This is a genomic window from Actinomadura pelletieri DSM 43383, from assembly GCF_003634705.1.
Lineage (GTDB): Bacteria > Actinomycetota > Actinomycetes > Streptosporangiales > Streptosporangiaceae > Spirillospora > Spirillospora pelletieri.
Genome location: NZ_RBWU01000002.1, coordinates 873,639 through 886,410 on the forward strand (window position 1 = coordinate 873,639; position 12,772 = coordinate 886,410).

11 protein-coding genes are annotated in these 12,772 nt (G+C 70.6%); 8 read left to right on the forward strand and 3 right to left on the reverse strand.

Annotated elements, in window-relative coordinates; translation table 11 throughout:
* Nucleotides 1-102: 102 nt before the first annotated feature.
* Nucleotides 103-855, forward strand: coding sequence for a class I SAM-dependent methyltransferase (locus BZB76_RS10855; protein WP_121434138.1), 753 nt, complete (start codon nt 103-105; stop codon nt 853-855).
* Here the strand turns inward: BZB76_RS10855 and BZB76_RS36355 are convergent.
* A complete protein-coding gene (locus BZB76_RS36355; protein ID WP_281273864.1) occupies nt 839-2,320 on the reverse strand; it encodes a PucR family transcriptional regulator in 1,482 nt (493 codons plus the stop codon). The genes BZB76_RS10855 and BZB76_RS36355 overlap by 17 nt on opposite strands.
* 119 nt (nt 2,321-2,439) lie before the next feature.
* Here BZB76_RS36355 and BZB76_RS10865 point away from each other — a divergent pair, with 119 nt between their 5' ends.
* The 3 genes from BZB76_RS10865 to BZB76_RS10875 all read left to right on the forward strand — a co-directional run bounded on the left by BZB76_RS10865 (nt 2,440) and on the right by BZB76_RS10875 (nt 5,425).
* Complete coding sequence (locus tag BZB76_RS10865; RefSeq protein ID WP_121434632.1) at nt 2,440-3,693, forward strand: NAD(P)/FAD-dependent oxidoreductase; 1,254 nt, start codon at nt 2,440-2,442, stop codon at nt 3,691-3,693.
* Nucleotides 3,694-3,787: 94 nt separating this feature from the next.
* A complete protein-coding gene (locus tag BZB76_RS10870; protein WP_121434140.1) occupies nt 3,788-4,759 on the forward strand; it encodes a DUF2637 domain-containing protein in 972 nt (323 codons plus the stop codon).
* A gap of 57 nt (nt 4,760-4,816) precedes the next feature.
* Entirely contained in the window at nt 4,817-5,425 is a 609-nt protein-coding gene (locus BZB76_RS10875) for a hemerythrin domain-containing protein (RefSeq protein ID WP_121434141.1), read from the forward strand.
* A 74-nt stretch (nt 5,426-5,499) separates the two neighbouring features.
* Here the strand turns inward: BZB76_RS10875 and lpdA are convergent, their stop codons facing one another.
* Nucleotides 5,500-6,903, reverse strand: a complete 1,404-nt coding sequence (lpdA, locus tag BZB76_RS10880) for a dihydrolipoyl dehydrogenase (protein WP_121434142.1) — start codon at nt 6,901-6,903, stop codon at nt 5,500-5,502.
* 302 nt (nt 6,904-7,205) lie between these two features.
* Here lpdA and BZB76_RS10885 point away from each other — a divergent pair, with 302 nt between their 5' ends.
* Both BZB76_RS10885 and BZB76_RS10890 read left to right on the forward strand, forming a co-directional pair.
* Entirely contained in the window at nt 7,206-7,880 is a 675-nt protein-coding gene (locus BZB76_RS10885) for a hypothetical protein (RefSeq protein WP_121434143.1), read from the forward strand.
* 29 nt (nt 7,881-7,909) lie between these two features.
* Nucleotides 7,910-9,292: an MFS transporter gene (locus BZB76_RS10890; protein ID WP_246006872.1), complete on the forward strand. Its 1,383-nt coding sequence runs from the start codon at nt 7,910-7,912 to the stop codon at nt 9,290-9,292.
* 6 nt (nt 9,293-9,298) lie between these two features.
* Here BZB76_RS10890 and BZB76_RS10895 read toward each other — a convergent pair whose 3' ends face one another.
* Nucleotides 9,299-9,703, reverse strand: a complete 405-nt coding sequence (locus tag BZB76_RS10895; protein ID WP_121434144.1) for a hypothetical protein — start codon at nt 9,701-9,703, stop codon at nt 9,299-9,301.
* Between the two features lie 242 nt (nt 9,704-9,945).
* Between BZB76_RS10895 and BZB76_RS10900 the strand changes: the two genes are divergently transcribed.
* The gene (locus BZB76_RS10900; protein WP_246006873.1) at nt 9,946-11,373 is read left to right on the forward strand and encodes a family 2B encapsulin nanocompartment shell protein; all 1,428 of its coding nucleotides are present in this window, start codon (nt 9,946-9,948) and stop codon (nt 11,371-11,373) included.
* Complete coding sequence (locus tag BZB76_RS10905; RefSeq protein WP_246006874.1) at nt 11,370-12,758, forward strand: family 2B encapsulin nanocompartment shell protein; 1,389 nt, start codon at nt 11,370-11,372, stop codon at nt 12,756-12,758. Before BZB76_RS10900 ends, BZB76_RS10905 begins: the two co-directional genes overlap by 4 nt.
* Nucleotides 12,759-12,772: the final 14 nt, after the last annotated feature.

Below are 12,772 nucleotides of genomic sequence, written 5' to 3' on the forward strand. Positions count from 1 at the left end.
GCATCTGTGGAGGCCCGGGGGTGGGCACTGTGGCGCGTTGAGCCGTCCAACTGAGTTGGCGGACCGTTTTGAGGCGTATGCGGTCGAGCAGGGGTTGGTTTGATGGGCGGCATCGGGTTCGACGATGAGCTGCGGCGGCATAACGAGGTGTTGCGGCGGGTGGCGGGGGTCAGGCCGCGCGACCATGTTCTCGATATCGGGTGTGGGACGGGGCAGACCACCCGGGAGGCCGCGCGGGCGGCGTCGGAGGGGAGTGCGTTCGGGGTCGATGTCTCGGGGGTGGCCGTTGAGCGTGCTCGTGAGGTTGCGCGGAGGGAAGGGATCGGGAACGTCGACTTCGCGTGTGCGGATGCGCAGGTCGACCTGCCGGTGGAGCGGTTCGACCTGGTGATCAGCCGGTTCGGGGTGATGTTCTTCGGGGATCCCGTCGCGGCGTTTGCCAATATCCGGAGAGCGCTGCGTCCGGGCGGGCGGCTGGCGATGATCGTCTGGCGGTCGCGCGAACGCAATGAGTGGGCCGTCGTTGTCCAGCGAGCCCTCGGTGTGTCTGCGGGGTCTGTGCCCGATGCGTTTTCGCTCGGTGAAGCGGAGGTCGTGGAGGGGGTTCTGGGGGCCGCGGGGTTCGTCGATGTCGCGTTGACCGATGTTGAGGAGCCGGTCTACTACGGTCCCAACGTTGACGTGGCGGTGGAGTGGGTTCGTGGGTTCAGCACAACCCGGAGTGTGCTGGACGGGTTGGAGCCTGGGGCTACGGAGGAGGCGGTCGGGCGGCTGCGGGAGACGCTGGGAGCCTACCTGGGGGACGACGGTGTGTGGCTTGGCTCTCGGGCCTGGGTTGTTACCGCTCGTTGTTGAGTGTGGTCAGTTGGAGGCGAAGGGCCAGGCGGGTTTCCCGTGATGTGAGGTCGAGCGGGGTTACCTCGGTCATTCGCTTCAGGCGGTGGCGGAGTGTGTTGGGGTGGACGTCCAGTGCCAGTGCGGTGGCCTTGGTGTCGCCGTAGTGGTCGAGCCAGGCGGCGAGGGTGGGGAGGAACGCCGTCTGGTGTTTCCTGTCGTGAGCCTGGAGGGTGGGGAGAGGGCCGCCGAGCAGGTGGGTGCCGGTGGCCTGGCGGGCTCGTTCGACGGTGACGGTCGGCCAGGCGTCGTCCATGGAGACCAGGCCTAGGGGGAGGCGGCCGGACGACAGCAGGGCGGCCAGTTCGGCGGATTCCGCGCGCGAGCGAGGGAGGTCGGCGAGCGTTGCCGCCGGGCCGCCCACGGCGGCGTACAGGTCTGGGGCGTGGGTGCGGACGCGGGTCACCACGTCGTGGAGCCACGGCATCGAACCGGGGTCCTGGTTCGGTAGGTCGGTGAGGACGGCGAACAGCGTGTCGTCCAGGTCGGTGAGGAGGGGGCGGTGCCAGCCGAAACGGTGGGTGATCGCCTCCCACAGGTCGAGGCGGCGGCGGATGTCGCCGGACTCGCCGCCCAAGGTCACGACACGCCACGGCGGGCGGGCCGGCACGGGCGTCGTCCCGTCCCGGAGGGCGGCGCGGAGCCGGTCGGCTGACACGCGCCTGGCCACGCCGGTCTCCGCGCGCAGGCGCAGCAGGTGCAGGGCGACGACGGACGCCAGGTCGGTGAGGCGGGCGACACGGTCCGGGGGGATCGGTGTCTTCGCCACCGCCCAGATCGAGCCGAGCCACTCGCCTCCGGCGCGCACCGGGACGACCAGCCGGGGGAACATGCCGTCCGGTCCGGCGGGGACCATGATCGGGTCGCTGGAACGCGCCATCCGGCGGAACACCCCGCAGGCCCGGAGGTGGGCGATGACCTGCGGCGGGACGCGGCGTCCGACGATCGTGGAGACCCGGGCCGGGTCGGTGGTGCCCTGGAGGCCCGAGTAGGCGAGGACGCGGGAGCGCGCGTCCTCCAGGGTGACCGGTGCGTCGGCGATCTCGGCGGCGGTGTCGGCGAGCGCGAACAGGTCGTCGCCGGACGGGCCCGGGGGCGCGTAGGCGTGGTCGATGGCGGCGCGCGCCAACCAGATCACATGCGTCCAGGACGTCTCCGGCTGGAGTTCGACGAGCGCCGGGCTCAGGCGGTGGGCGGCGGTGACGGCCTCGTCGGGCAGGGGCGCCTTCAGGACGACCCCGGCGGCCCCGGCGGCGTCGGCCCGTTCGAGGAGGGCCACGGCGTCGGTCGTCCCGGCGCCGAGGACGATCTCGCCGGGGCGTCCGGCGGTCTCCTCGGCGAGGACGACGTCATGCACCTGCGTGTCGCGGCCCGGGGCGACCAACCGGAGCAGGGCGGGGCCCAGCGACTCCACGAAATCCGACACAGTGATCATTGTGCGTTTCACACTATGTGACCCGGTCGGGTTGGGCGAAATGGACGGAGGTGATGAGGGCGGGCGAAGCCATCATCGGAAGTGGCATCGTGGATGAGGAGGGGGATGTCATGGCTACCAGCGCCGATCCGCGCCGAGTCGCCGTGGTGGGCGCGGGCATGGTCGGGCTGTCCACGGCGTGGTTCCTGCAGGAGCGGGGCGCCGACGTCACCGTGTTCGACCGCGCCGACGTGGCGGCGGGCGCGTCCTGGGGCAACGCCGGATGGCTGACGCCGGGGCTGGCGACGCCGCTGCCGGAGCCCGCGGTCCTGTCGTACGGCGTGAAGGCGGTGCTCAGCCCCGCGTCGCCCGTCTACGTCCCGCCGAGCGCGAGCCTGCGGCTGATCAGGTTCCTCGCGGGGTTCGCGCGCAACAGCACGGCGGCCCGGTGGCGGCGGTCCATGGAGTCGCTGGTGCCGATCAACGGGCGGGCGCTGCCGAGCTTCGACGCGCTGGTCGACGGGGGCGTCCAGGCCGAGACGCGCAGCGCCGGATCCTTCATCGCCGCGTACCGGACGGAGCGGGAGCGCCGCTTCCTTCTGGACGAGGTCGAGCACATCCGCGCGGCGGGCCAGGACATCGAGTTCGAGGTCCTCGGCGGCGACGAGGCGCGGCGGTTGGCGCCCGCGCTGTCGGACAAGATCGGCGCGGCGATCCTGCTGCGGGGGCAGCGGTTCATCGACCCAGGACGGTTCGTCCACGCGCTGGCCGACTCCGTCCTCGACCGTGGCGGCAAGATCCGGACGGGCGTGCCCGTCACCGACCTTCGGGACGTGCCGGGCGGTGTCGCGCTGCGCCTGCCGGGCAGTGGTGTCGAGACGTTCGACACCGTCGTGATCGCCAACGGTGTGTGGCTCGGCGGCCTCGCCAGGAGGTTCGGGGTCCGGGCGCTCGTCCAGGCGGGCCGCGGATACAGCTTCAGCGTGCCGATGGAACGCGTTCCGGATGGTCCGATCTACTTCCCCGCCCAGAAGGTGGCGTGCACGCCCCTCGGGGACCGGCTCCGCGTCGCCGGGATGATGGAGTTCCGCGACCCGGAGGCGCCACTCGACCCGCGCCGCATCGACGCGATCGTCGAGGCGGCCCGTCCGCTGCTGCGCGGCGCCGACATGGACGACCGGCGCGACGAGTGGGTCGGGTCGCGTCCCTGCACGCGGGACGGTCTGCCGCTGATCGGCGCGACGCGGTCGCCGAACGTCTTCGTCGGCGGCGGGCACGGCATGTGGGGGATGACCCTCGGGCCCGCCACCGGGAACCTCCTCGCGGAGATGATCACCACTGGGCGCCGTCCGGTGGAGATCGCCCCGTTCGACCCGCTGCGCTGATCGCGGGCGGTCGCGAAAGCCCCTGACCTGGGCGTTTTGAGGGGTTTTGGTTGTTTCGTCCGGACGGGGGCGTCGGCGCGCTACGGTCACGTGCATGACCAGCGAGACGCCGACGGCCGTCGTTCCGCTGACCCGGGCGCAGAAGATCCTCGCCGGGGTCGGTGGCGTGTTCTTCGCCGGGCTCGCCGGACTCGGCGGCTACGGGTCGTTCGCCTCCGTCCGGGACGTGGCCGAACCGTGGTTCGGCGACCAGGCGTGGATCGTCCCGGCCGGGGTCGACCTCGGCATCCTCGCGCTGGTGTCGGTGGCGTTGCTGCTGGAGTGGCTCGCCATGCCGCTGCCCGCGCTGCGGTGGATGGCGATGGCGTTCACCGGCGCGACGGTCTGGTTGAACGTGTCGGCCGCGCACGGGGACGCCACCGGAATGGTGATGCACGCGGCGATGCCCGTGCTGTTCGTGACGTTCATCGAGGCCGTCCGGCATGCGATCCGGCGGCGCGCGGGCATCGCGGCGGGCACCGTCCGGGAGGGGATCCCGGCCACGCGGTGGATGCTGGCGCCGCTGTCCACGTTCCGGCTGTGGCGGCGCATGGTGCTGTGGCAGATCACGTCCTACCCGCAGGCGCTGGTCGCCGAGCAGCGCCGCCGTCACGCCCTGGCCCTGCTGGGCGCGCACTACGGCCGCAAGTGGAAGGCCAAGGCCCCGGCGGACGTGGTCTGGATGCTCCGCGACGGGGTCATGCTCGACCAGGCCCTCGCCCGCGTCACCGAACTCACCGCGCCCGCACCGACCGTCCCGGAACCGCGTGTCCCGGAACCGGCCCCGAAGAAGGCCCCGCGGAAGAAGGCCGGGCCGCAGGCGCCGCGCACGCGGGTGCCCCGCAGTGTCGCCACCGACAACGAGGCGCGGGCGCTCGCCCTCCTCGACGCCGAGCCCGGCATCACCGGCGCCGAACTCGGACGGCGCCTCAACATCAGCGCCCGGCAGGGGCAGCGGCTGCTGAGCCGCCTCGCGCGTCCCGCCCCGGACTCGTCCACGCAACCCTCGACGACCTCGGCGTCCTGACAAGGGTCACGTTTCCTTCGCCTGCTCCGTCAATGGTGTGAACGGAGGGAACCGAACATGCCCAAGCACGACTGGACCTTGATGTACGCGATGCACGACGCGCTGAGGAGGGAACTGGAACATCTCGCGAAGCTCGCCGCCCGCGAGGACGACGACCCCCGCCGCATCCTGGCGGGCGCCCCGGGCTGGGAGTTGTTCACCAGGGCGCTGCACGCCCACCACACCGCCGAGGACGAGACGTTGTGGCCGGTGATGCGCGACGCGCTGGCCGGACGTCCCGACGACCTGGCGCTCCTTGACGCGATGGAGGCCGAGCACGCCGCGATCGACCCGGTCATCGAGGCGATCGACACGGGCACCGAACCGCTCGGCGACCTCGTCATCGCCCTGACCGACGGGCTCACCGCCCATCTCCGGCACGAGGAGGCCAAGGCGCTGCCACTGATGGACGAGGTCGTCACCCCCGAACAACTGGCGCGTTTCGGGCAGGCGCATGCCGCCGGGATCGGCCCCGACGCGCCGCGCATCCTGCCGTGGATGCTGGACGGCGCCGCCCCCGCCACCGTCGCGGCGGCGCTGGCTCCCCTTCCACCGCCCGCCCGCGCCGCCTTCGAGAACGAATGGCGTCCCGCCTACGAGGCCCTCAACAAGTGGAACACCCCGTGAACCGGTGACGACCGAGCCGGAGCCGGACGGGTCCGCCGCGGGGGCGCCGGACCCGTCCGCCGCCCCGCGACCCCTCACATGTTGATCATGTGTCCGGCGAGGCCGTGCACGGCCTCCTTCATCGCCTCGCCCAGCGACGGGTGCGCGTGCACGTTGCGGGCGACCTCGTTGACGGTCAGGTCCCACTGCTGCGCCAGGGTCAGCTCGGGCAGCAGTTCGGTGACCTCCGGGCCGATCATGTGCGCGCCGAGGATCTCGCCGTACTTGGCGTCACTGATCACCTTGACGAACCCGTCGCCCTCGGCGAGCCCGAGCGCCTTCCCGTTGGCGCTGAACGGGAACTTGACGGTCTTGACGTCGAAGCCCTGCTCCTTCGCCTGCGCCTCCGTCCAGCCGAACGAGGCGACCTGCGGCTGGCAGTAGGTCGCGCGGGGGATCATCACGTAGTCGAGTTCCATCGTCTCGGCGTCCGCGATGGTCTCGGCGGCGAGGATGCCCATCGCCTCGGCCGCGTGCGCGAGCATCAGCTTGGCGGTCACGTCCCCGATGGCGTAGATGTGCGGGACGGACGTGCGGCACCGGCCGTCCACGTCGATCGCGCCGCGCTCGGTCAACGCGACGCCGGTCTTGTCGAGCCCGTAGCCCTCCACGTTCGGCTGGAACCCGATCGCCTGGAGGACCTTGTCGGTCTCCAGCACCTGCTGGGCGCCGTCCTTGCCGGTGACCGTGACCTTCACCTTGTCGCCGGAGTCGTCGATGGCGTCCACGCGGGTGGACGTCAGCACCTCGACGCCGAGCTTGCGGTACCGCTTCGCCAGCTCCTTGGACACCTCGGCGTCCTCGTTCGGGACCATCCGGTCGAGGAACTCGACGATCGTCACCTTCACGCCGTAGTTGTGCAGGACGTACGCGAACTCGACGCCGATCGCCCCCGCGCCCGCGATGACGATGCTCTCCGGCAGCTCCGAGCTGAGGATCTGCTCCTCGTAGGTGACGACGCGCTCCGACAGCGACGTGCCCGGCAGCAGCTTGGTGTGCGCGCCCGCCGCGATGATGCAGTTGGCGAACGTCACGGTCTCGCTGGAGCCGTCCGCCTTAGCGACCTGGATGGTGTTCGGGTCGGTGAACGTGCCACGCCCCTCGAAGGACGTGATCTTGTTCTTCTTCATCAGGAACTGGACGCCCTTGACGAGCTTCTCCGACACCTGGCGGCTGCGCTGGTAGGCGACGCCGTAGTCGAACGACACCTGGCCCTCGACGTTGATCCCGAAGGTCTTGCGCTCCTCGGTGAAGATGTGCGCCAGCTCGGCGTTGCGCAGCAGCGCCTTGGAGGGGATGCAGCCGACGTTGAGACAGACCCCGCCCCAGTACTTCTCCTCGATGATCGCCGTCTTCAGCCCGAGCTGCGCCGCCCGGATCGCGGCGACATATCCACCCGGGCCCGCGCCCAGGACCACGACGTCAAAGTGTTCGCTCATATCCATGGACGATATTCGCCGGGGGACGGTGCTCGCATCCCGGCGCGTCCCGGTCCGGGCGGGACACCGGTCACAGGAACGTCCCGCGGCGGTGTTAGGGTTTCGATCGGCCTTCCGCCGGTCAGGACCGCGGGAGGCGAGGCGCCGCCGTCGGGCGGCCCGCCCACATCGCCCGGCCGCCGTGCCGCACAGCCTGCGGAGCCCGGTGGCGCTCCCAACGACGACCGTGCCGTCCGCGAAGATGGAACGCCGTGCGGAGGCCCGGTCGTTGTCACCGTTCCGAGCCGAGTGGAGGAAGACGAGTGCGAATCCCCAAGCGCGTCAACACCGTCCTTGACTGGATGGAGGAGCACAGGCTCGCGCTTGGAGTGGTCGTCCTGCTGGTCGCGATCGCCCTGGTGGCGACGCTCGCCCCGATATCGGTCGGCATCCCGGCCGCCACCTTCATCCTCGGGATCGCGGTCGGCGGGTTCACCGTGCACGTCCGGTCGAGCCGCCGCATCGCCCGCGTCCGCGCCGAGGTCGACAACCTGCTGCGCGAGAACGGGGCGCTGCGGCACCGCAACACCGTCCTCGCCAGCGGCGTCATCACCCGGGAGGCGCAGGAGACGCAGGCGCTGATGTCCATTCCCGAGGACGACCTTCCCCTGCTCGACACGGTGCGCCGCGGGGCGGACGACACGCAGGCCACCGCCACCCTCGACGAGCTGCTGGGCGGCGACCCGGAACGCACCGACGAACTCCCGGACGAACTCCCGGACGAACTCGAACCCGCCGAACTCGAACCCGCCGAAGCCCCGGCCGCGCCCGAGGAGGTCGAGGAGCCCGAGGTTGCTGAGGAGGCCCGGGAGAACGAGCCCGACGGCGAGCCGGTGAAGGACGTGGCGGACGATCCGCAGCGCACCACCGTCCTCCCCACGCTTCCGGACGACGACGCCAGGGGCTCCGGCCGCGCAAGGAAGAAGCGCCGCCGTTAGCTTCGCTGATCTTGGGGCACACCGTGCCCGTGAACAGCCCAACGGACGCGGAACCGGCGGACGAGCAGGACGAAGAGAACGAGCACGGCGAGGCCGACCTTCCGGCCGTCCATCGGGCGGTCATGGCGTCCTCGATCGGGAACTGTGTCGAGTGGTTCGACTTCGGCGTGTTCAGCGCCGGGGTCATGACGGCGATCATCGGCACGGTGTTCTTCCCGGAGGACGCGAGCGGCAGCGCGACGCTGCGCTCCTTCGCGCTGATCGCGGCGGCGTTCCTCGCCCGTCCGTTCGGCGGGCTGTTCTTCGGCCCGATGGGCGACCGCCTCGGCCGCAAACAGGTGCTGGCCACGACCATCATCCTGATGTCGGGCTCCACGTTCGTGATCGGCATCCTGCCCGGCTACGACACGATCGGGATCGCCGCGCCGCTGCTGCTGCTCCTCGTCCGGCTGATCCAGGGCTTCTCCACGGGCGGCGAGTACGGCGGCGCCGCCACGATGATCGCCGAGTACGCGCCCGCGCGCCGTCGCGGGTTCTTCGGCAGCTTCCTCGAACTCGGCACGTTGAGCGGCTACATCCTCGGCGCCGGACTCGTCCTGCTGATGGACCTCGCGCTCAGCGCCGAGGCGATGCGCGACTGGGGTTGGCGCATCCCGTTCCTGCTCGCGCTGCCGCTCGGGCTCGTCGGTCTGTACGTCCGGACGCGCATCGAGGACACGCCCACGTTCCAGCACATGGAAGAGGCGGGTAAGAAGGCACGGTCGCCGCTGAAGGAGACCCTGCAGCATTACTGGCGCGCCATCCTGATGCTGATCGGCATCGTGTTCCTGCTGAACGTCGCCGACTACACGCTGCTGACGTTCATGCCGTCCTACCTCGTCGACTTCCTCGACATGAACGACAGGACGGCCCAGCTCATCACCATCGGGGTGGAGGCGGTGATGATCATGGTGATCGTGCCGCTGGGCGCGCTGTCGGACCGCATCGGTCGCAAACCGCTGCTGATCACCGCGGCGGTCGGGTTCGTGCTGCTGTCATGGCCCGCGTTCGCGCTCATGCAGACCGAACACTTCCTCGGCGTCGCGGCCGGTTACGCGATCATCGGCGGGCTGCTGGTGCTGATCCTGGCGGTGATCGCGGCGACGTTCCCGGCGATGTTCCCGACCAAGGTGCGGTACGGGGCGTTCGCGATCGGCTACAACGTCTCCACGTCCCTGTTCGGCGGGACGGCGGCGGTGCTGGTCGGGTCGCTGATCGACGTGACCGGGTCCAACCACGTCCCGGCGTACTACCTGATGCTGGCCGCGCTGGTGGCGCTCATCCCGATCATCAAGATCCTGGAGACGGCGGGGGTCCCGATCGAGAAGACCGGTGAGCCCGTCGACTCGCGGCCGGTCGAAGCGGTGCGGTGATTCGCCTCACGTGGGCGTCGTCTGCTCGAGCACGGCCTCGCGTAGGGCCTCGCGGGCGGCGTCGAGGACCGTCCAGCCGTCGATCTCCGTGCTGGACTCGAAGTCGGCCCCCTGGGCCAGCGCGATGTCGAGAAGGGCGCGCACGACCCGGGGGCGATGCAGGTTGAGCGCGGTGTCGTCGCCCGCCCGCCAGACGCCGCCGCTGTGCGTGTAGGGGCCGCCGTCCGGGACGATCCGTCCCGGTCCGCCGCGGAACACCACGGTGACGCGGCCGGGGCGTCCCTCCCGGCGGAGCAGGACGACCTCACGGCAGTCGACGAGACGCCGCCCGTCCGTCCGGTGCTGATGCGCGGTCCGCCAGCGGTAGGTGTCGGGGCCGACGAGGAGCCTGCGGTAGCGGCGTCTGCCCACCTCAGTCTCCTGCGGCGGGCACGGGCGACATGGGCCGCATCCTAGCCGGACGCCCAGGTGAAAGGTGCCGTGAATCCATCGCCGGGGTGGGGCTGTCACGTACGGGTGCGACTTGTGTGGCTGCATGGCAAAAAAGTGGTGGACGCGATGCCTCATGCGATCACCCGATTACCGTGGGTAGCGTCACGGTTGGCCGGAGAGGCCGCTCCCTGGCAACCCGCGACGAAATCGGTGGTGTGGACGTGACCGAACAGCAGGAACAGCAACCGCAGGACCAGCAACTGAGCCTCGGTACCGCGGCGGCACGGAACCTGGCGACCACGACCAAGTCCGTCCCCCAGATGCAGGGGATCACGTCGCGGTGGCTGCTGAAACTGCTGCCCTGGGTGCAGGCGTCCGGCGGCGCCTACCGGGTCAACCGGCGGCTGACCTACACGCTCGGCGACGGGCGGGTCACCTTCGTGACCACCGGCGCCGACATCCGTGTCATCCCCCGCGAACTGGGCGAACTCCCACCGCTGCGCGGCTATGACGACGAGCTCACGCTGGACGCCATCGCGGGTCGCTTCACCCAGCAGGAGTACGAGCCCGGTGACGTCGTCGTCGAACGGGGACGTCCCGTCGACCGGGTCGTCCTCATCGCGCACGGCAAGCTGAGCCTGATCGGCGCGGGGGAGTACGGCGCCGACGCCGTCCTCGGCACGCTCGCCAACGGCGACTTCATCGGTGAACAGGCCCTCCTCGGCACGGCCGAGGGAGACGAACCCGCGCACTGGGAGTACACGGTCAAGGCCGTGACCGCCTGCACGATCCTCAGCATGAGCGAGACCGACTTCCAGGAGACGCTCGGCCAGTCCCAGTCGTTGCAGGCGCACCTCGACGAGTACCGGTCCGGTCCGAGCCTCGCGCACAACGAGTACGGCGAGGCCGCGATCGACCTGGCGTCCGGACACGAGGGCGAACCGGTGCTGCCCGGCACGTTCGTCGACTACGAACTCGCGCCGCGCGAGTACGAGTTGAGCGTCGCGCAGACCGTGCTGCGCGTCCACACCCGCGTCGCCGACCTCTACAACGAGCCGATGGACCAGATCGAGCAGCAGCTCAGGCTGACCATCGAGGCGCTGCGCGAACGGCAGGAACACGAGCTGGTCAACAACCGCGACTTCGGGCTTCTGCACAACACCGACCTGTCGCAACGCGTTCACACCCGCACCGGGCCGCCCACCCCCGACGACATGGACGAACTGCTCACCCTCGTCTGGAAGGACCCGGCGTTCTTCCTCGCGCACCCGAAGGCGATCGCCGCGTTCGGCCGCGAATGCAGCGCCCGCGGCGTCTACCCCGACAGCGTCGACGTCGGCGGCAACAAGGTGCCCGCCTGGCGCGGCGTGCCGATCTTCCCGTGCAACAAGATCCCCGTCAGCCGTACCCGGACCAGCTCGATCCTGCTGATGCGGACCGGTGAGGAACGCCAGGGCGTGGTCGGTCTGCACCAGGTGGGGCTGCCGGACGAGTACCAGCCCGGCCTGTCCGTCCGCTACATGGGCATCGACGACAAGGCGCTCATCTCCTATCTGGTCAGCGCCTACTACTCGGCCGCCGTTCTGGTGCCCGACGCGCTCGGCATGCTGGAGTCCGTCGAGATCGCCCACGGCGGTGCCGCCTCGTGACCGAGACGCCACCCGGTACCGAGCACCGGCTGTCCCTTTCCACCAGGGCCGCCCGCAACCTCGCCACCACGACCAAGTCCGTTCCGCAGATGGCGGGCATCACCCCCCGCTGGCTGCTGCGACGGCTGCCGTGGGAGCGGGCCGACGCGGGCACCTACCGCGTCAACCGCAGGCTCACCTACCAGCTCGGCGACGGGCTCGTCAGCTTCGTCAACGACGGCGCCGCGGTCAGGGTCGTCCCGCCGGAACTGGCCGAACTGCCACCGCTGCGCGGCTTCGCCGAGACCACGCTGCTGGACGCGGTCGCCGGACGGTTCGTCCAGCGCGAGTACGAACCCGGTGACACGATCGCCGAGGCGGGCCGTCCCACCGACGCCGTCCACCTGATCGCGCACGGCAAGGTCGAGGTGACCGAACCGGGGGAGTACGGCGCCGCCGCCCGGGTCGACATCCTCGCCGACGGCCGGTTCTTCGGCGACCGGGCCCTGCTCGGCCCGGGCGTCGAATGGCCGAGCACCTACCGGGCGATCACCCCGACGATCGTGCTGACCCTCCCCGGGGAGGCGATCGAGGAGCTGACCGACCGGCACGAGGCGCTGCGCGTCCATCTGCAGCGCTACCGAGCCGCGCCCGTCCCGCCGCAGACCAGGCACGGCGAGGCGGCGATCGAGGTCGCGGCCGGGCACGACGGCGAACCGGTGCTGCCCGGCACGTTCGTCGACTACGAGGCCTCACCACGCGAGTACGAGTTGAGCGTCACGCAGACGCTGCTGCGCGTCCACACCCGCGTCGCCGACCTCTACAACGACCCGATGAACCAGGTCGAGCAGCAGCTCAGACTCACCATCGAGGAGATCTCCGAACGGCAGGAACACGAGCTGATCAACAACCGGAGCTTCGGACTCCTGCACAACGCCGACCTGAGACAGCGCATCCAGACCCGGGGCGGGCCGCCGACCCCCGCCGACATGGACGAACTGCTCGCGCGGCGCCGCAAGACGCGGTTCTTCCTCGCGCACCCGAAGACGATCGCCGCGTTCGGCCGTGAATGCACCCGCCTCGGCCTGTACCCGGCTCCCGTCGAGGTGGACGGCCAACGCACCCAGGCATGGCGCGGCGTTCCGATCCACCCCTGCGACAAGATCCCGATCAGCCCGACCGGGACGAGTTCGATCATCGCGATGCGCACCGGCGTGGACGACCAGGGCGTGATCGGCCTGCATCGCACCGGGATACCGAACGAGGTCCGCTCGGGCCTGTCGGTCCGGTTCACCGGCATCGACGACAAGGCGATCATGTCGTACCTGGTCAGCGCCTACTACTCGGCGGCAGTGCTCGTCCCGGACGCGCTCGGCGTCCTGGAGAACGTGGAGATCGCCCGCTGACATCGGCGGGACAG

Bases quoted from the DNA above. Each gene is read 5' to 3' on its own strand.
- BZB76_RS10865 (WP_121434632.1), top strand. From the start codon at position 2,440: ATGGCTACCAGCGCCGATCCGCGCCGAGTCGCCGTGGTGGGCGCGGGC.
- BZB76_RS10855 (WP_121434138.1), top strand. From the start codon at position 103: ATGGGCGGCATCGGGTTCGACGATGAGCTGCGGCGGCATAACGAGGTG.
- BZB76_RS10875 (WP_121434141.1), top strand. From the start codon at position 4,817: ATGCCCAAGCACGACTGGACCTTGATGTACGCGATGCACGACGCGCTG.
- BZB76_RS10870 (WP_121434140.1), top strand. From the start codon at position 3,788: ATGACCAGCGAGACGCCGACGGCCGTCGTTCCGCTGACCCGGGCGCAG.
- lpdA (WP_121434142.1), bottom strand. From the start codon at position 6,903: ATGAGCGAACACTTTGACGTCGTGGTCCTGGGCGCGGGCCCGGGTGGA.